Source organism: Teredinibacter turnerae T7901, assembly GCF_000023025.1.
Lineage (GTDB): Bacteria > Pseudomonadota > Gammaproteobacteria > Pseudomonadales > Cellvibrionaceae > Teredinibacter > Teredinibacter turnerae_B.
The window spans coordinates 3,034,966-3,054,595 of record NC_012997.1 but is presented as its reverse complement, the minus strand read 5'-3'; the positions used below and the strand labels follow the sequence as shown (position 1 = coordinate 3,054,595).

Below are 19,630 nucleotides of genomic sequence, written 5' to 3'. Positions count from 1 at the left end.
CCTCATTTTTGCCTATATCCTGACTTTCTTCTACCGCAAATACTGCAAAGCACCGGAGACATTATGAGTCGGGCAGCCTACCGCGGCATATTTTTCGACTTAAGCGGCGTTATTTATGATGATCGGGGATTAATTGATGGCGCTGTTGAAGCGATCAAACACGCTCGCGACGCCAACCTGACTTTGCGCTTTGTGACTAACACCGCGACCAAAAACGCTACGGAAATACTCGCTAATTTACATGCAATGGGGGTGGATGCTCGGCCTGAAGAACTCTTCACCGCGCCTGATGCAGCGAGAAGTTATATCAAGCAACACCAGCTGCACCCGCTGGTTTTGGTGCATCAGGCTATAAGCGCGGATTTCCAGGCTTACAATGCCGTTGACGCTGACTGTGTTTTGCTCGGCGATGCGCGCGACGATCTCAGCTATGCCAACCTCAATAATGCGTTTCGGGTGTGTAAAGCGGGGGCCCCGCTAATTTCGATAGGCATGAATAAATATTTTCAAACCTCCGAGGGATTGCAGTTGGACGCGGGCGCGTTTGCGCATGCGCTCGAATGGGCTTCTGGGTGCGATCTGGTAGTAATGGGCAAGCCCAGTGTCGATTTTTTCGCAGAGGTGGTCCGCTCCACCGGCCTGGAAGCAACCAATTGTCTGATGGTCGGGGACGATGTTGAAAGTGATGTGCTGGGTGCAATTGAGGCGGGTATTGCCGGGTGCCTTGTACAAACCGGCAAATACCGTAACGGCGATGAAACCCGTTTGCCACCGGAAGCTGCACTAGTGGGCTCCATCGCTGAGGTTATGGGGCTTATCAGCCCATGATCACCTGAACCTGATTTTCTTCTTCGCAATCGTCAATTTTCAGTACACCCATATACGCTTGACCGTTGAGCTGTTGTGATGCCACACCTTTTTCGACGCCGCTTGGGTTTTCTACGGTAATGTGAAATACCTTGCCTCGGAAAACCCGGGTGGCGGTGTAACCGGGCCAGTGCGCAGGAATACAAGGGTCGACAAGCAGGCCGTCATAGCATGGACGTATGCCAAGCAAATATTGCGAGGTGCCGTGATAAGCCCAGGTTGCAGCACCGGTCAGCCAGGGTAGTCGAGAAGCGCCGTACCGAGGGCTGTATTTGCTGTGAGTACTTTGGCAGTACACATAAGGTTCGCTTTCGCGTACTTCAGCGCGTTCGTTAAATGCAGCGGGCATAAATGTGCGCATATATTCGTAGGCGCGATTGCCGTTTCCGAGAAGCGCCTCGGCCATCAATACCCAGCCTTGGGTATGACAAAATACTGCGCCATTTTCTTTCATGCCCGGGTTAAAAAGTCGCGCTCGCATAATTGCCGGGTCGAGTTTGGTTACGGGTGGGTCCAGCACCATCAAGCCTGCGTCGGTTGCGAGGCGTTCGTTAACACTTTGCATCGCCAGTATCGCTTTTTCTGGCGACGCGTGGCCGCTGATGACAGACCAGGTTTGAGGGTTCAGGAAGATCGAGGCTTCCTCACTCTCACTAGAGCCAAACACAAATCCATCGACACGGAATGCGCGCCGGTACCAGGCGCCATCCCAGGCGTGGCAGTCGAGGTTCTTGTCCAGGTCGTCGAGTTGTTCGCGCGCCCACAGGCTTTCCGTTTCCAATCCACCCTTTAACTCACATATATCCACATAGGTGGCCAGTGCGTAACGCAGTTGCATCGCCACGAACACAGTTTCGCCGTCGTGACCGAGCACCAGGCAATCGTTCCAGTCTGCGAGCAGTCCGCAGGGAAGGCCATGTTTACCCAGACGTGCCAAGCTGAATTCGATGGCACGTTTTAAGTGGCCCAACACGGTATCTTCTCCTTGATCCGCGTAAGGCAAAACCTTGTCGTAAAAGCTTAAGTCGCCGGTCTCCTTTACCAGTGCCGGAACCGTGTTGAATAGCCAGAGGCTGTCGTCGGAGCGATACTCTTGTTCACTCGGGCGCGGTTCGTGGCCGGGCTTGTGCGCAAAGGGTTTTACCACCGGCATAGCTCCGCCAGTCGATACCTGCCCGGTCAGCATTAGCTCCAGGCGTGCCTGTGCCTGTTCGGGGATCGAGTGCAGGGTGCCAAGCATGTCCTGCACTGAGTCGCGATATCCCAGGCCGTCACGCTCGCCGTTATATACCAGGCTCGCGGCGCGCGACCAAGCGAAGGTAATCAGGCAGTTATACGGGTTCCAGGTATTGAAAAAGCTGTTGAGTTCAGGGTCCGGTGTTTGCGCACTGAAATTACCGAGTTGGCTGTGCCAGTGCTGTTTTACTTCTTCGAGCGCGGCTTCAACTGCGTTCATCTCGCTGAATTTTTGCCGAGCCTTGACGCCTTCATCCGCGGCGGTTCCGATTCCCATAATTACGCAGAACGAGCTGCTCGCGCCGGGTTCAAGTTCGATATCGATCTGCAAAGCGCCGCAACCGTTGTCTGCGACCGCCAGAGACTGGCCGCACTCGCCGCGCTCAACGGCAAGCGGATTATGGTAACTGCGGTAAGCGCCAAGGAAGCGCTCCCGATCTGTGTCATAGCCGGTAACATCTGCACCGCTGATAGCGAGAAACGTATGTCGGCCCTGATCGGCGTCTTGGAAGTCGTCGGGGTTTGGGGCCATGCTCACGTTAGTACCGTGATCAATAATGCCATCGTTTACACACATGTTAACGATATAGGCGGAGTACTGCAGGTTTAGCAAATCGTTCGCGAGCTTCCAGCTGCTGGTGTACTCCACGTAGGTGAAAAGACGGAGCTTGCGGCGGCGACTGCTGGTATTGGTTATGGTCGTGTACCAGAGCTCATTGGTTTCGCCTAGAGGAACAAAATACTTGGTGTTCGACTTAATATCGCTGTAGTCGGAGGTGATCGATGTATACGCGGTACCGTGGCGACACTCAGATTTGTAGTCCTCCAGCGGTTTCCCTACCGGTTGCCAGGCATTTGACCAATAGTCGCCACTTTCCTGGTCGCGAATATAGATATTGCGCCCCGGCTGGTCCATGGGAACCGCGTTTGAACGGTATCGTGTAAAGCGGCCCTGCGCAGCAGATTTATAAAAACTGTAGCCGCCGGCATTATTGGTAATGATTGCCCCATATTCCGTTGAGCCCAGATAGTTTGTCCAGGATCGCGGAGTGTCAGGGCGGGTGATGACGTACTCGCGAGCAGCGTCATCGAAATAACCGTATTTCATATTTTGTTCTCTCGGGCTGATAGGTCGTTGGAGTATTATTATTGTTGCGTGATTATAAGGGACTGCACGGGTGCCGTATCAAGGAGCTAACGCCTGGGGTTATCGCTTGATTGCAGCTGTTAACGTGTGAATGAGATATCCAGGGGCTCGTAAACTTGAGCACCTGGAGTGAGCGGATGTTCTTTGAGTTGTAGGATCTACTGTTCTTGAGCGGCTAGTTCATCGGTTATAGCGCGCATTTTTTTGTCGTCCAGCGGGTAGGCCAGCATCGCCAGAGCGCCCAGTAGGCATGCAGCCATTGGGGCCCAGCTCATCATTATGCTCATGATTTCCCTGATATTTTCCGGTTGAACCTGGTCGGGTTGGTAACCTGCCAAGCCGAGCAAAATTCCCGTTACCGACCCGCCGACGGCCCAGCCAAATTTTTGCGAGAGCGACCCGGCCGACATGACTAACGCTGATGAATCGCTGCCGGTTTGCAGTTTAATGTAGGCTGCAATGTCGGTATACATCGCAAATAAAATTGCAGCTGTTGGGCCGGTGAGGAAGGAGAACACCGCCTGCGTGATGATTATCGTGGTGATCTCAGTGTTTGGAATGTAGTAAAAGTATGCCGATACCAGTCCTGAAATAATGATTAGCGAAAAATACATTTTTTTCTTATCGATAGTTTTTGCAAAAAAACTGAAGCAGACGACGCCGAGCAAGGATGCAATGGTGCCAAAAGTGAAAAACGCACTGATGGCGCCCCCTTCGATAAAACCAATGTTCCAGGCCTCAACCGCGACCGGGTCTGCATAGTATTTAAAATAATACGCGGCTACACCAAAGCGGATAGTGAAGGCAGCGATAGTAAAAAATGCTACGAAGAAAAGTATCCACCATGGAATATTGGTGAAGATATAACGCATGTCCTTTGCAAGCATGCCCTTGGGTTTCGGCGCTGGATGAATGCGCTCGCGAGTCATTTTGCCCGTTAAGATAAAGCTGATGACCGCGATAACCGAAAATATCACCATGGTGAGGAAAAAGCCGCGCTGGATGTCGCCATCACCTAGCTCGCCGACAAATGTCATTAGGCTGCTGGACACAAGTAAACCTGCACTTTGGGCGCCAATCATACGGAAAAAACTGGTGCTGTTTCGTTCCGCAGGCTCTCGCGACATCACGCTCATAAGAGCGGAGTAGGGTATGTTGATTACGGTGTAGATCATACCGAAAGCGACATAGGTCACCCAGGCGTACGCAAGTTTGCCCGAGGGGCTCAGATCCGGCGTAAAGAACGCTATTGCGCCGATTAATCCGAAGGGGATGGCAAACCAGAAAAGGTAAGGCCGATATTTGCCAACGCCCTCTTTCGCAGGGGTACGATCTGCGATTATTCCCATGACCGGGTCATTCACCACATCCCAAATTCGTGTTACCAGCAGCATAATGCCGACAGAGAGTGCGGAAATTCCAAAGACATCCGTGTAAAAATAAGTTCCAAATAACACGAACGGCATCCAGAACAGGTTGGACGCGAAGTCACCCAGGCCGTAGCCAAATTTTTCATGGAAAGGAATGGTTTGAGTTGTATCTTTGTTGTAGTTAGGCATGGTCGCTATTCTTCTTATTGTGATTATGTGTTTGGTTTTGGAGCAGCCTGGTCTAACACGGAAGGAAAACAGCGGATAGCGCAGGTTGCTCGCTTGGCGTTTTATTTTTGAGGGAGATGCGGAGAATCGGTCTAGCCAATCTATCTATGGCCGATACTCGTACGTCAAGACTTACGCCAGTATAACGGTTCGTAAAATAATTAGGTATGACAGAAGGGGGAGGGTTAAAGCTGGATCAAAGATAAAGTAGGAGGCAGGAGCATGGAATTTATTTCTGGTGCCGGAGCACCAGAAATATGGAAGAGGATCAGTTGAACCGCTTACTTGGCGTAGCTGATTACAACTTGGTGACCAGGACGAAGCTGATCAAAAGAACTGACGCTCTTTACACCGGAGACTGCCACTTGGTCGCCGAACTGCACGTTGACAGTCTCCTTGTTCGACAGACGTAGCTTTGCTGTTTTGTCCTTGCGGTTAACCGCAACAATTTCGCCAACCAGCTTGTCTTCAACTTTGGTGAAGGTTTTGCGGTTGATACGGACTTCATGACCGGCTTTCAGGTCGTTGATGTCGATAGCGTTACCATTGATGTAGAAGTTGGCTTTCTCAGAAAGGCCAACACGTGTTTCACGACCGTTGGCTTTTTCGAGTACCAGAGTATTAGTGCTGGCATCGACAGTTTCGATAGTGCCTTTAACGACTTCACTGTCAACCAGTGAGTATGCACCAGCGAAAGGAGCTGCAAGACTAAGGAAAAGCGCGGAAGCGGCTACGGATTTCTTCAACATTTGATCGTCCTCCAGGAACGTTGCGTTGTTTCTTCAAGTTGAGGATATGTTACCGCAAATTTTCCTAAAGTGTTACCTCTAGTTACACAGTTTTTAGAATTATTTGTACATAAAACCGGCGTTAACCAAGCTCTATATTTATATATAGAATAAAAACGAGCGTTTTTCGTTAAAAATACTCAGAATTGTAATAAAGCTGAAATTTTGATCGGGTAAGTGTTACCTGTAGTAACTGGTTCACAAAAAAAACCCCTCAGTGAGGGGTTTTTTAATAAGAACGTTTCTCGTTATTTCCCGAGTGTTACCTTAACTGTAACCTCGGTACCTTCAGGCTGGATTGGTACGATACATCCCTCAATAGTCTTACCGTCAACTTCCATACTGCTGACGCCATTGCTCACATGAGACGGATTGCTCACTTCGATGTGGTAGGTTGCTCCTCGGAAGCGGCGCGTTATCTTATAGCCATCCCACTTGCTTGGAATGGACGGGTTAATGCTGAGTCCATTGTAGTCGGGCTTCACGCCGAGAATGTACTGGGTTATGGCCACGTAGTTCCACGCAGCAGTACCGGTCAGCCAGGAGTTCTTGCCTTCCCCCGGCTTAAATGCATCTTTACCGGCGATCATTTGGCAATACACGTAAGGCTCCACTTTGTGCAAATCACTGATCTCTTCGAGGTAAGCTGGCGCAACCTTGCGGTAGTACTCGAATGCGCGATCGCCATTGCCGATTTGCGCTTCTGCAATCATGATCCATGGGTTGTTGTGGCAGAAGATGCCAGCGTTTTCTTTGTATCCGGCTGGGTAGGTCGAGATTTCACCATACTCTATATAGTATTTGGTGAATGCGGGTTGCTGCAGCACGATCCCGTATTCGCAATCCAGGTGTTCTTTGACCGAGTCCATGGATTTATGTACCAGCCCGTCTTCCACGCCAATACCTGCCATGCCGCAGAAGCCCTGTGACTCAATGAAAATCTTGCCTTCTTCATTCTCGCTGGAGCCGACTTTCTTGCCATAGTAGTCATAGGCGCGGAGGTACCATTCGCCATCCCAACCGTCTTTTTTAACGGCCTCGATCATCGCGTCAACATGCTTTTGTGCTTCAGCGGCATCGTCGTCTTTGCCGAGTACCTGGCACAGCTTGATAAACTCTTTGCCGTAAAGAACGAAAGAGCCCGCAATCATCAGTGATTCGGCGGTAAACCCCTTTTTGTTTCCTGTGGTTTGGAAGGATTCATTGGGGTCTTCGGAGAAACAGTTAAGGTTCAGACAGTCATTCCAGTCTGCGCGACCAATCAAGGGAAGCCCGTGGGGCCCTAGATTGTTTACAGTGAAGTAGAACGAGCGCTTGAGATGTTCAAAATGCGTCGTCGCTTTTGACTCATCGTTATCGTAGGGCACCATTTCGTCAAGGATGCCCATGTCGCCTGACTCTTTAATGTAGTCAGTCGTGGACAAGATCAGCCAAAGTGGGTCATCGTTAAATCCACCACCCAGGGTGTGGTTGCCTCGCTTAGTCAACGGTTGATATTGATGGTATGCGGAGCCGTCTTCAAACTGCGTAGATGCGATATCAATGATGCGCTCGCGGGCGCGCTCAGGAACCTGGTGCACGAATCCAATGAGGTCCTGGCTTGAGTCCCGAAAGCCCATGCCCCGACCGATACCGGTTTCGAAGAAGGATGCGGAGCGACTCATGTTAAATGTCACCATGCACTGGTATTGGTTCCAGATATTGACCATACGATCGAGCTTTTCGTCGCCGCTGGTGAGTTCGTATGTAGAAAGCAGTTTGCTCCAGTAATCGCTGAGTTTTTTGAGTTCGGCGTCCACTTTTTCAACGGTGTCGAATCGCTCAATCACTGCCTTTGCCGGATTTTTATTTATGACATTCTTGCTTTCCCACTTATTGTCCTTGTCGACTTCGATATAGCCTAAAACAAACGTGAGATCTTTTTCTTCACCGGGCGCTAGTTCAATTTCAAGGTAGTGCGAAGCACAGGGCGACCAGCCATGGGCTTCAGAGTTGCGGGGTTCCCCTTCAAACACCGCGTCAGGGCGGTCGAAATCGTTGTAGGTGCCTTTCCATGTGTCGCGATCGGTATCAAAACCCTGGATGGGCGCATTCACCGAGAAAAACGCATAGTGATTACGACGTTCTTTGAATTCGGTTTTGTGGTAAATAACGGAACCTTCAACTTCAACTTCCCCAGTTGAGAGATTGCGCTGAAGGTTTTGCATGTCGTCTTCAGCGTTCCACAAACACCATTCGATGAAGGAAAAAAATTTCAGTTTTTTTGTCGCGCCGGATGTGTTTTTAAGTTTTACTTTTTGTACTTCAGCCCAGGTACCCAGTGGGATGAAATAAGTTACCTCTGCCTCTACGCCATTGCGTTCACCGGTAATTCGGGTGTAACTCATACCATGGGCGCAACTGTAGTTATCAAGGTCAGCTTTTACAGGCTTCCAACCTGGTGACCAAACATCGCCACCATCGTTGATATAAAAGTATTTTCCACCGTTATCTACGGGTACGTTATTGTAGCGGTAGCGGGTAAGACGACGGAACTTTGCGTCTTTGTAAAAAGTGTATCCCCCAGCGGTGTTTGAAATCAGGCTGAAAAAATCCTCATTACCCAGGTAGTTTATCCATGGGTAAGGCGTTTTAGGATTTGTGATTACGTATTCTTTTGCCTTATCGTCAAAATGACCAAATTTCATTTTGTGTACCTTAGCTAGTTTTCGGTTTAGGTTTTTAATGGAACCCTTTCCGGTTGGGGCAACAAGTGCGTACCGCCGGGATGTTCCTGATTTTCGTTATTGTTATTTATTTTTTTAGCCTCGCCGGGGCGGCTAATTGGCCGCTTGGGCATTCAGCGTAATTACGTGTTTTTGCACTCACACCTGGGCCATAGCTTCTGTATGGGGGTTAGTAGCGTTTGCTCAGATCAACTGAGCAGGCTTTACAACCCAAATGGCTCCACAAGTTTGGATCAGGCGATGGTTGTATCAGACGAGGGAGCGTGATCGGCGAATGCAAACTGGCGTGTATTCTATGTGAAATTCGTTTAATTGGCATCTGTTTGCGGCCGACTATAAAGCAAATTAATAGAAAAGTAGGGCTAAATCGGTGGGGGCCTGCCTGCGCGCTGCCAGGTGTTGTAATTGTCGTCTAAATTATTGTTTTCCACGCTAGAATAAATCGTTCAAATCTTAATCTTATAGTTATATTGACTATATAGTTCATGGGTTTTGGTTTAGTGAAAGTTTGTTGCAAGGTTGCTGCCCGTGGTATAAACCGCGCCAGGGCTCCTGGCATAATTTTGTTGGAAAACGAGAGGATTGATTGACACTCGCCCCCCTCATTACCGCCCGGAGTTTGATACAACGGTGTGAGAGTTAGCAGTTGTTTATCCGATACTGCATGTGACAACAACTGAATTTAAGGGCACATAAAAAAAGGGGGAACTGTGGATTCTAACCAGCGCAGTGTGCAAACGTTTTCAATGAAAACTGGCGCAAGCACATTAACCGTAAGTGAGAATGGGGGCCGTATAACCCACTTTTCTGCGAATGCAAAAAATATTCTGGTAGATGCGGGTATTCAAACCGGTTCTACGTTCTGGCCTTCTCCACAATCTCTCTGGCAATGGCCGCCACCTGTAGAGCTGGACGAGGCACCCTATGAACTGGTGGAGCACTCACCTGAGCGCATTTGTTTGCGTAGCCCGGTGGAATCGCAACTGGGTATTCAGGTGACGAAAGTCTTTAGCCCTATCGCGAACGGGTTTAATGTTGCCTACGTGATCGCGAACGTTTTGGGGGACATCGTCAGTATGGCGCCTTGGGAAATCAGCCGGGTCAGCGGAGGCTTGAGCTTTTACCGGGCGGCTACACCACCGGAGGCGCATTCGACGTGCGATGCAGTGTTTGCTGAAGGCTGCTATTGGTATGAATATAAGGTCGATGGCTTAACGGGCATCCCCAAACTGTTCGCCAATAATTCAGCTGGCTGGTTGGCATACGTGGAGGGTAACCAGCTGCTTGTGAAAACTTTTCCTACGATTACCCCGGAGGAGGTTGCACCGGGCGAGGGAGAAGTCGAGATTTATGGCCACGCTGACGTTAACAATCCATATGTTGAAATTGAACAGCAAGGACCATTTCGTGCAATCATGCCCGGAATGCGTTTAATCTGGGCTGTTGACTGGCGGATTTTTGAGCTGCCTGAAGGCGTATCTGCGGCGCTTGGCAGTCGTGATCTGGTGGAGTTTGTGGAGTCAGAGGTGCTCAGGGAGGCTTTGCAAGCGATATAACCTTGTGGTGAAGACGAGAACACGAGAGTAAAACTGGCGGTGGCGGGTGATTCATCTACTCGCACCAATTATATGGTTTACACTTTAAGGGATTGCTGTCGAGTCACTTCGTTTGGACGACAAGGAGTCCCACCATGGATCTGCCCACCAAAACGGTATTGATCACCGGAGCTGGCAGCGGAATCGGCGCCGCTGTCGCCGAGAATCTCGCAAAAAAAGCCTTCAATGTTATTGTTTCCGACCTTAACCTCAGCAGCGCGGAAAAAGTCAGTGCGAAGATCAATGCGCATGGAGGCCGCGCCCGCGCCCTGGGGCTCGATGTTGCTGACCAGCAAAGTATCGAGTCTTGTGCTGCTACCCACCCCGAAATTGATATTCTTGTTAACAATGCCGGCCTGCAATTTGTGGCCAAGCTTGAATCTTTTCCTCCCGAAAAATGGCGCCTGCTTATCGACGTCCTGCTTGTAGGCCCTGCAATGCTAACGCGGGCGCTATTGCCCGCCATGCGTGAACGCGGTTACGGCCGGATTATTAATGTGGGTTCTATCCATGCGCTGGTCGCATCACCCTTTAAAAGTGCCTATGTAGCGGCCAAGCACGGATTGCTCGGTTTCTCAAAAGTCCTTGCGCTGGAAACGGCGGATCAAAATATTACGATAAATACAATATGTCCCTCATACGTGAAAACGCCGCTTGTCGAAAGCCAAATAATGCAGCAGGCGAGAGAGCATGGTATGTCAGAGGCGGACGTTATCGACAAAATCATGCTCGAGCCGATGCCGAAGAAAGCGTTCATCGGGATGGATGAACTTGTTGCTGCTACCATTTTTCTGATCTCAGACGAAGCGCGGAACATGACCGGACAAACTCTCACTATCGACGGCGGATGGACGATCAAATGATGGACGATCAAATAATGATAAATGCGAGCGCAACATCTTCAGAGTCAGAAGTACAAGCCGAACTATTGCAAATGATTGAAAAATTCAACGGCGTGTTTAACGATTTGGTTCAGGATGTAATGCAGCGGGTTATTGCCCAGCAATTCGAGGGGGAGTCATCTGCAGCAAATTTTGACAGTGCGTCGAGCAGCCAAATTCCTAACATTAAATTGGATCCTCAGTCGTTTCTCAAACAGCAATTTAATTTTTTAACGCAGCAACAGATGCTTTGGCAGAACGCGGTTCGCTCGCTGGTGGGTGAGCCGCAGCAACCCTTGGTCAAAGAGGCGAGGGGAGACAAACGTTTTGTCGATGGCGACTGGGACGGCAACCCCGTTTTTTCGTATATCAAGCAAGCGTATCTGCTCAATGCAGAATACTTAAATAGTCTTGTGGATGTAATGCAGTTCGACGACAAGAGGGTAGAAGAGCGCATCCGGTTTTATACACGGCAATTTGTTAACAGCATGTCGCCGAGCAATTATTTGTTCACCAACCCGGAAGTGTTTCGCGAAATACTGCAATCGGAAGGGGAAAATCTCGCACGCGGTATCGACAACTTTATGCGCGATTTGGAAAATAGTCCAAATGAAGCATTTAAAATAACACAGGTAAAAGTTGACGCCTTTCGCTTAGGTCAAGACCTCGCGAGTACACCGGGGTCTGTCGTCTATAAAAATCGACTTATTCAGTTGATTCAGTACGCGCCCACAACTGCACAAACGCACCAAATTCCACTTCTGATTATTCCGCCCTTCATCAATAAATACTACATTCTCGACTTGGACAAAAAGAAGTCTCTCGTGCGCTGGCTAGTGGATCAGGGTTTCACTGTATTTATGGTTTCCTGGGTTAATCCGGACCACACCTATGAGAGTGTAGGGTTCGACGAATATGTGCGTGAGGGGGTGAAGGCGGCCCTTGATAACGTAGTGACGATCACAGGGGCGGATAGGGTTAACGTTGCGGGTTATTGTGTTGGCGGCACCCTGCTCGGGATGGCGCAAAGTTGGTTGAAAGCGCGGGGAGACGCACGCATCAATTCGCTGTCGTTCCTGACGACGCTATTCGATTTTTCTGAGCCTGGCGAGGTGGGCAATTACATTTCGGAGCAGGTATATTCCGTCATAGAGCAATCGGTGCGCAGCAAAGGTTATTTCGATGGTCGAATTCTTGGGTTAGGGTTTAGCTTGTTAAGGGAAAATAATCTGTTTTGGTCTTTTTTTATTAATAATTATTTACGCGGCAAGGACCCAACGCCCTTCGATATTCTTTACTGGAATTCCGACTCGACGAACATTCCCGGTGACGCGTATCTGTACTATTTACGTAATATGTACATGGATAACCGGATGCGCGAGCCAGGGGCTCTGTCCGTGATGGACTTGCCTTTGGATTTAACATCAATTGACACCCCGAGCTATTTTTTAGCGGCAATGAGTGATCACATTGTATTGTGGAATGCCGCTTATCGCAGTGCCCATTGCCTGGGGGGCGAGAAGCGATTCGTGCTAACAGAGTCTGGCCACGTTGCGGGTGTGGTCAACCCGGCAGACGGTGGCAAATATCCGCATTGGGTGAATGAAACCTTACCGGATTCGCCGCAGGACTGGCTGGCTGGGGCCAGGCAGGTGAGTGGCTCCTGGTGGCGGGACTGGCAAGCCTGGCTAGTGCAGTACTCTGGCGCCCCAGGTGTGCCGCCCGCTATGGCCACAGAGATTGAACCGGCCCCGGGCAGCTATGTTAAAAAACGTCTCGAGACAACCGTTCTCAAGACAACCGTTCTCAAGGAAGATATTCCCGCCTGACATACCATCGCATCGTCCCGCCGGGCGCATGGGTCCTATCACTTTGCGACCTGGCCACTGAGCGCGCTGTGTTGAACAGCGCAGAAGGAATGCGAGTATACTCAGGGTTGTCCATGCAAGCTGTTTAGAGAGCCGACTTCCGTGATACTCATTAAAAAGTACCCCAACCGTCGTTTGTACGATACGTCGAAAAGTCAGTACATCAACCTTGAAACCATCAAACAACTGGTGATGCAACATCAGGAATTTAAAGTGGTCGACTCTAAGTCGGATGAAGACCTCACCAAAAGTATCCTGCTGCAGATTATCAGTGAGCAGGAAGCAAACGATAGCCAGTCAATTCTGACCCAAACCGTCTTGAAGCAGTTGATTCGCTTCTATGGTAGCGATATGCAGGTATTCATGCGTCAGTATCTGGAACAGAGCATCGCCACATTTTTAGAGCGTCAGGATGCGTTCCATGGCGTTATGAAGGAGTTTATGGAGTCGACTTCCCCAATGAGCGTTTTCAACCAGATGGTGGAAAAGAATATGCAGGTTTGGCAGCAATTTACGTCTGGGCAGCCAGTTAATCCTTTCGCCAGCAGCACGCAGAAATCAGAAAATTCGCCGTCAAGCAAACCTGAATCGCCCGATTCCGAAGAAAAGTAGCCCCCTTATTAAGGTTGCCCATTTTAGCTCCAAAAAGATCTAAATAAGGTATGCTGCGGTGCGTCATTTTGGCTTGACCGCTTATATTTGCGAACTTAAAATTACTGTGAATATTGCGGTGCAGCATCCCAACAGGAGGGTAACACCATGTTAGAAAAAATGTTTGAGCAGGCCCAGAACGCTTACAAACCCATGAACGAACTGCTGAACCTGAACACCAAGGTGTTCGAGGAAATGGCAGAAAAACAGAAAACGCTGGTTACCGAAATGATGAATGACGGTATGGCGTTTGCCAAAGAACTTGGTTCACAGAAGGATTTCTCCGGTGTCTATCAGGCGCAAAAATCCTATATGGAAGGCCTACAAGACAAACTCGTAAGCGCGTCTACCGACTTCTATGAAATGTTTACTAGCACGCAGGAAAAGGCGGGAGAAGTTATTAAAAGCGCCGCAACTGTTTGAGGTCACGGGCAGGGATCACACCCATATCTGAACCCGGCGTAGGCCGGGTTTTTAGTTCGTTTGCAAAGAACCCCATATTTTGGCGCACAGAAAGCGAAAATCGGCCTCACCGCAATTGACCTTCAAATAGCGCTTTCTTACACTTTGAGTATTATTGCGGTGCAGCAATGCGACGTGCTGATGTACACGTTAAAAGGTTCAACACCCGGGCAACAGGAGTAGCATCATGTACGAAAAAATCTATGAGCAAGCCGATTCTTTTTTTAAACCCATAAGTGACATCCTCAGCATTAGTCTTGAAACCATGGACGCCTTCCGCGAGAAACAGACTGCCTTTGTGAGTGACGTGGTGGCGGATGGTATTGAATACGCTAAAGGGGTGGGTGACCACGGCGGGAATATGGAAACCTTTTATTCTGCACAAAAAAGTTATTGGGAAAATGTGCAAACTAAGATGTCGAGTAACGCGAAAGAGTCGATGGCGCTGTTTACCGAAACTCAGGAAAAAATAACCGAAGTGATTCAGGACAGCTCTCCTTGGTTTGAGGACAAGCCAGTTAAAAAAGCGGCCAAGTCGGTAGCCCCAGCGAAAGCAAGCAAGCCTGCTGCGAAGAAAAAAATTACGACAAAACCGGCCCCAAAAGCCGCTGCTACTGCAAAGGCAGAACCGGTTAAGGCTGAGTTAAGCAAGCCTAAAACCGAACCGGTTTCCAAGCCGGGCGAGCCTGAAAAATCTGCAGGCAAACCCGATGAAGTCATTGGTTAGGATTCTTAGTATATCGAAAATGGCTGGCAAATAATTGCCAGCCTTAAACCCTTTCTTTGAGGGTTAATACATATGCTGGCCGCCATTAATCGAGAGTGTGGACCCAGTAATAAACCCCGCATCGTCCGACACCAGAAATTCCACGGCTCGTGCGATTTCTGGAGCTTCGCCGAGTCGACCCACTGGTATGCGGGCGATGATTTTTTCCAGCACTTTTTCGGGTACCGCGCGAACCATATCGGTCGCGATGTAGCCCGGCGCGACAGCATTCACGGTGATATTAAACCTCGCTCCTTCCTGTGCCAATGCTTTAGTAAACCCATGAATGCCGGATTTTGCCGCCGCATAGTTCACTTGGCCGTATTGCCCTGCTTGGCCATTGATTGACCCAACGTTAACAATACGTCCAAACTGGTTTTCCCGCATACGCTCTATAACGTTGCGACACATATTGAAGCATGAGCCAAGGTTAGTCTCCATAACCGAATGCCAGCAGTCGGAAGACATATTGTGGATGGTATTGTCCTTTGTGATGCCAGCGTTATTCACAAGCACGTCGATATCGCGTCGAAAGTCTTTTCGGATCTGTGCGATAGCCGCCGCGCAGGCGTCAAAATCAGCTACATCAAATTTGTAAATCGGAATCCCATAGTGCTCGTAGAATGCTTTTGCTTTTTCGTCATTGTTGCCGTAGTTGGCCGCAACGTCATAGCCTGCTTCTTTGAGTCGAATGGAAATGGCTTCACCGATACCGCGAGTACCTCCTGTTACCAAAGCAAGTCTGCCCATAGGTTAACTCCTGTTACCATAGGTTAGTGATGTGTACTGCCGTTTGGGGGGAATCGTGCGAGGAAATTTTTAAGCACGATTGAAATTAAAAGTTTAGCTGCAATATTGTTAGGCATTATTGTTTTTGCATATGAGGGCGAGTAGTGAACGAGTTTGTAGTTGAGGTAACCACGGAAAACGCACAAGCGGTGTTGATCGAGGAGTCATTTAAACGGCCCGTGTTAATTGACTTTTGGGCAGATTGGTGTGAACCCTGCAAAACCCTCATGCCAATGCTGGAGAAAATCGCGATGGAGTACCAGGGAGACCTGTTGCTGGCGAAAGTCAATGCGGACGATCAGCAGATGATTGCGGCGCAATTCGGGGTGCGCTCGCTTCCTACCGTGATGGTGATGAAAGATGGCCAGCCTGTTGATGGCTTTGCTGGTGCGCAGCCCGAGGTTCAAGTTCGAGAGCTGCTGGCGAAATACTTGCCGAAACCCTGGGAAAAAACACTCGCACAAGCAGCGGAGCTGATAGGCGAGGCCGATTGGGCGGGCGCTTATGCGTTGTTAAAAGACGCCTACGCTGAGTCAAACGGGCAAGCAAATATCGCAATTGCGATGGCCGAGTGCCTGATAGAGCTCAAACGACTCGATGACGCTGAATCGCTTCTCGCCAACATCAAAATGGTGGATCAGGACGCTGAATACCACAACGCGATGGCCAAGCTGGAGCTTGCGCGCACGGCGGGTAAGGCACCGGAGCTACAGGCGCTCGAAATTAAGTACCAAACCAACCCGGACGACCTGGATACCGCGTATTTGCTTGCAGTGCAATACAGTCAGGAGGGTTTCCACAAAGACGCTCTTGAACTGCTATATGGCCTGCTGAGGCAGGATTTGAACGCGAAAGATGGCGAAGTTAAGAAGATTTTTGGTGATGTGCTTGCGGTGCTGGGCAAAGGTGATCCACTGGCTGTCGAGTACCAGCGCAAGATGTACACTCTACTGTACTAATTGGCCGAAAGTGATCGTGCTGGGATAACACGCCCCCAGCACTCTTGGCGAAGCTCTGTTATGCAAAGATTGTCTTTATGTAAAGATTGTCTTGAAGCTATTTCATCTGGTCCGCGCGCTGCAGTAGCTGCGGGCGACCCAGCTGTGACTCTTTGTTGCCGAGGGATGAAAGACCTCTCTTTCAATCGTGTTATTGAACTATCTCAATCTTCTTATGCCCAGACCACTAGGAGCCGCAGGGTAACAGTGGCATAATGGCGCCCCATTTTTAGCCGGGTACCCGATTACCTGCTTGGCCCAGGTCATTCCACGACCCACATGTTGTCCGGCGATAGGGCAATCTCAGAGTTGAGCCTTGCTCTCCGCTATTCGTCCCAGTGGCGCTCAGCGCCCCATTTATTATCCAGAGGATAAGTAATGCAACCGCAAGTTAAACCGCAAAACCCGAACTTTTCATCCGGCCCTTGCAGCAAGCGACCTGGTTATGATGTATCCAAGTTGGCGCTGGAAACATTGGGTCGTTCGCACCGCTCGTCGCTAGGTAAAACGGTTCTAGCGGAAGTGTGTGAAGAAACAGCGAAGGTTCTGGGGTTGCCAGAGGGATACCGGGTAGGCGTGGTTCCGGGGTCGGACACCGGTGCTGTGGAAATGGCCATGTGGTCGTTGCTGGGTGCTCGTGGTGTCGATGTACTTGCGTGGGAATCGTTTGGTTCTGGTTGGGTAACCGACATTACCAAGCAGCTCAAGCTGCAAGATGTGATTATTCGCGAAGCGGAATACGGCGAGCTGCCGAACCTGGACGAAGTCAACTTCGACAACGATGTGGTGTTTACCTATAACGGCACTACGTCTGGGGTGAAAGTGCCCAATGGCGATTGGATTCCTGCGGATCGTAATGGCCTGACCATCTGCGACGCCACGTCGGCGGTATTCGCGATGGAAATGCCCTGGGAGAAGCTGGATGTCGTAACTTACAGCTGGCAAAAAGTCCTTGGTGGAGAGGGCGCGCACGGCATGTTGATTCTAAGTCCCCGAGCCGTGGAACGCCTGGAAACTTACACTCCACCCTGGCCCATGCCAAAATTGTTTCGTATGACCAAGGGCGGCAAGCTGGTTGATGGCATTTTTCGCGGTGAAACAATTAACACGCCCTCAATGTTGTGTGTTGCGGACTATCTGGACGCGTTGAACTGGGTAAAAAGCCTGGGTGGGGTGGAAGCGTCCATTGCAAAGTCGCAAAGTAATCTGGCTGTTATTGAGCGCTATGTGGAGCAAAACGACTGGATTGAGTTTTTGGCTCAAGACCCGGCGCTTCGCTCCAATACCAGCGTTTGCCTGACCTTAAAAGCCACACCAGACCAGGTCAAAGCCATCGTCAAATTGTTGGACAAAGAAGGTATTGCCTACGATATCGGTGCTTATCGAGATGCGCCTGCGGGTTTACGGCTTTGGGCTGGTGCCACTGTCGAGGCGGCCGATCTGGAGGCGTTGATGCCATGGATTGGTTGGGCCTACCAGGAAGTGACTCAGGGCTAATTATCTGCGAAGGGGTTCGAGCATGATGCGATTGCTTGAACCTTACGAACATAAAGCGAAGTAACGCATATAAAAGGGCCCTGGAGACCAGGGCCGAATCGAAGAAACAAGGTTTTACCTCGCCATAACGGATCGCGAAATCCTTTAGAGCTTGGTAGCTAATAAAAAGCAAAAACAAGGCCATAGAAAAATAACAATAAGAATCAAAGGCTTATGATGTTGCTTACTTATCAATGTCAAGAATGCCGACAAAATGGCGCTAGTATTAACGCTACGCGCCGTGAAATTCTGTTAATCGAAGAAGGTGCAAAGCATGTATCAAGTGAGAACCTACAACAAAATTTCTGACAAAGGTTTGTCTTTGTTTCCAGCAGGTCGCTATTCGGTGGCTGAGGACGTTTCCTCCCCAGAGGCTATTTTGCTGCGCAGTCACAAGCTACATGGCGAAACCCTTCCCGAGAGCGTGATTGCAGTAGCCCGTGCGGGTGCTGGTACCAACAATGTGCCTGTCGATGAGTACACCAAGTCTGGCGTAGTGGTTTTTAATACTCCGGGTGCCAATGCCAATGCGGTGAAAGAGCTGGTATTGGCCGGCATGCTGCTGAGTTCACGTGGTATTTTGCAGGGTCGCGACTATGTTGCCACTCTGGGGGATATGACCGACAAGGGCGAGATGTCCAAGCTGCTGGAAGCGGAGAAGAAGCGTTTCGCCGGGAGCGAGCTGGCCGGTAAGAAACTCGGTATTGTTGGGCTGGGCGCAATTGGTTCTATGGTTGCTAATGCCGCTTTGGCGCTTGGTATGGATGTCTACGGCTTTGACCCTGCGCTGTCAGTTGAAGCGGCCTGGCGCCTGCCCAGTGATGTGCATCGTATGGAAAGCCTGCAGGCGCTATTGAGCGAGATCGACTACCTCACCTTGCACGTGCCAGCGATAGATGCGACCAAAAATATGATTAATCGCGATACCCTTGGCTTTATGAAGCCAAGTGCTGCAATTATGAACTTTGCGCGCGATGCGATCGTCGATTCGGAAGCAGTTGTGGAAGCACTCGACGCCGGTAAGCTGCGCAACTACGTGTGCGATTTCCCCGAGCCATGTTTGATCGGACACGAAAAAGTTATCGCGGTACCACACATCGGTGCAAGTACCGCTGAGGCAGAGGAAAATTGTGCAGTGATGGCGGTGAACCAGCTGCGTGACTACCTCGAAAATGGCAACATTAAAAACTCGGTGAACTTTCCAGAAACCAGTATGGGTGGCCTAGTGAGTGGTTGCCGTATCACGTTCACCAACCAGAATGTGTCTGGTGTGTTGGGTAATGTGTTGTCTGTGTTTGCAGAAAATAACGTTAACGTGATCGATATGATGAATAAGAGCCGCAATGATGTGGCATACAACATTCTCGATATTGATACATGCCCAAGTGATGCGGTTTTAGCCGCGCTAAAAAGCGTCGAGCATGTCATTTCTCTTCGTGTGATCGTGCGCGACTAGCGGATCAACTCGCAGGTTGTCCACCGGGGCTTGCATTATTCGTCGAAAACCGGATAATGCGCAGCCCTCAGGGTAACTTTGCAATCTTGAGTCACTGTGGTGGCTCAGCTCGGTTCCCCCGCAACAATTCGCTGTGAACCCCGCCAGGTCCGGAAGGAAGCAACGGTAGCAGTAACATTGTGTGCCGGGGTGTGGCTGGGTTGAGTCATCTCCACATCTGCTTTTTCTTCTGCTCTTAAGGGCTAGAATTTTTTCCTTACGAATCA

At 49.9% G+C, this 19,630-nt stretch carries 15 protein-coding genes and 1 other RNA gene; 11 read left to right on the top strand and 5 right to left on the bottom strand.

All coding sequences use genetic code 11. The features are described 5' to 3' along the window. Window positions 1-63 precede the first annotated feature (63 nt). Window positions 64-828, top strand: coding sequence for a TIGR01458 family HAD-type hydrolase (locus TERTU_RS12210; protein ID WP_015820769.1), 765 nt, complete (start codon window positions 64-66; stop codon window positions 826-828). Here the strand turns inward: TERTU_RS12210 and TERTU_RS12205 are convergent. The 4 genes from TERTU_RS12205 to TERTU_RS12190 all read right to left on the bottom strand — a co-directional run bounded on the left by TERTU_RS12205 (window position 818) and on the right by TERTU_RS12190 (window position 8,323). Continuing rightward, window positions 818-3,211: a glycoside hydrolase family 94 protein gene (locus TERTU_RS12205; protein ID WP_015818099.1), complete on the bottom strand. Its 2,394-nt coding sequence runs from the start codon at window positions 3,209-3,211 to the stop codon at window positions 818-820. The genes TERTU_RS12210 and TERTU_RS12205 overlap by 11 nt on opposite strands. Before the next feature lie 197 nt (window positions 3,212-3,408). Then, window positions 3,409-4,809 (bottom strand): MFS transporter, encoded by a 1,401-nt coding sequence (locus TERTU_RS12200; RefSeq protein ID WP_015816918.1) that lies wholly within the window; start codon window positions 4,807-4,809, stop codon window positions 3,409-3,411. A 320-nt stretch (window positions 4,810-5,129) separates the two neighbouring features. Beyond that, window positions 5,130-5,597: a hypothetical protein gene (locus TERTU_RS12195; protein WP_015819928.1), complete on the bottom strand. Its 468-nt coding sequence runs from the start codon at window positions 5,595-5,597 to the stop codon at window positions 5,130-5,132. Window positions 5,598-5,884: 287 nt separating this feature from the next. Continuing rightward, a complete protein-coding gene (locus tag TERTU_RS12190) occupies window positions 5,885-8,323 on the bottom strand; it encodes a glycoside hydrolase family 94 protein (RefSeq protein ID WP_015819390.1) in 2,439 nt (812 codons plus the stop codon). 749 nt (window positions 8,324-9,072) lie between these two features. Between TERTU_RS12190 and TERTU_RS12185 the strand changes: the two genes are divergently transcribed. The 6 genes from TERTU_RS12185 (at window position 9,073) to TERTU_RS12160 (ending at window position 14,546) form a co-directional block, all read left to right on the top strand. Further along, the gene (locus tag TERTU_RS12185) at window positions 9,073-9,918 is read left to right on the top strand and encodes a DUF4380 domain-containing protein (RefSeq protein ID WP_015819537.1); all 846 of its coding nucleotides are present in this window, start codon (window positions 9,073-9,075) and stop codon (window positions 9,916-9,918) included. A gap of 134 nt (window positions 9,919-10,052) precedes the next feature. Further along, entirely contained in the window at window positions 10,053-10,820 is a 768-nt protein-coding gene (locus TERTU_RS12180) for a 3-hydroxybutyrate dehydrogenase (protein ID WP_015819099.1), read from the top strand. Window positions 10,821-10,834: 14 nt separating this feature from the next. Then, window positions 10,835-12,667 carry a class I poly(R)-hydroxyalkanoic acid synthase gene (phaC, locus tag TERTU_RS12175; RefSeq protein WP_041590420.1) on the top strand — a complete coding sequence of 611 codons (1,833 nt, stop codon included), beginning with the start codon at window positions 10,835-10,837 and terminating at the stop codon, window positions 12,665-12,667. Between the two features lie 141 nt (window positions 12,668-12,808). Then, complete coding sequence (gene phaR / locus TERTU_RS12170; protein WP_015820003.1) at window positions 12,809-13,318, top strand: polyhydroxyalkanoate synthesis repressor PhaR; 510 nt, start codon at window positions 12,809-12,811, stop codon at window positions 13,316-13,318. A gap of 147 nt (window positions 13,319-13,465) precedes the next feature. Further along, window positions 13,466-13,780 (top strand): phasin family protein, encoded by a 315-nt coding sequence (locus TERTU_RS12165; protein ID WP_015818102.1) that lies wholly within the window; start codon window positions 13,466-13,468, stop codon window positions 13,778-13,780. 226 nt (window positions 13,781-14,006) lie between these two features. Then, a complete protein-coding gene (locus TERTU_RS12160) occupies window positions 14,007-14,546 on the top strand; it encodes a phasin family protein (protein ID WP_015819003.1) in 540 nt (179 codons plus the stop codon). 63 nt (window positions 14,547-14,609) lie between these two features. Here TERTU_RS12160 and phbB read toward each other — a convergent pair whose 3' ends face one another. Beyond that, complete coding sequence (gene phbB / locus TERTU_RS12155) at window positions 14,610-15,335, bottom strand: acetoacetyl-CoA reductase (RefSeq protein WP_015818723.1); 726 nt, start codon at window positions 15,333-15,335, stop codon at window positions 14,610-14,612. Between the two features lie 143 nt (window positions 15,336-15,478). On the opposite strand from phbB, the gene trxA reads away from it, so the two are divergent. The 4 genes from trxA to ffs all read left to right on the top strand — a co-directional run bounded on the left by trxA (window position 15,479) and on the right by ffs (window position 19,568). Next, complete coding sequence (gene trxA, locus TERTU_RS12150; RefSeq protein ID WP_015819093.1) at window positions 15,479-16,333, top strand: thioredoxin; 855 nt, start codon at window positions 15,479-15,481, stop codon at window positions 16,331-16,333. Window positions 16,334-16,750: 417 nt separating this feature from the next. After that, on the top strand, window positions 16,751-17,869 hold the full coding sequence (locus tag TERTU_RS12145) for a phosphoserine transaminase (RefSeq protein ID WP_015818676.1): 1,119 nt from the start codon (window positions 16,751-16,753) through the stop codon (window positions 17,867-17,869). A 313-nt stretch (window positions 17,870-18,182) separates the two neighbouring features. After that, the gene (locus TERTU_RS12140) at window positions 18,183-19,364 is read left to right on the top strand and encodes a phosphoglycerate dehydrogenase (RefSeq protein WP_015818019.1); all 1,182 of its coding nucleotides are present in this window, start codon (window positions 18,183-18,185) and stop codon (window positions 19,362-19,364) included. Between the two features lie 107 nt (window positions 19,365-19,471). Beyond that, an RNA gene (gene ffs, locus TERTU_RS21095) (signal recognition particle sRNA small type) lies at window positions 19,472-19,568 on the top strand. Window positions 19,569-19,630: the final 62 nt, after the last annotated feature.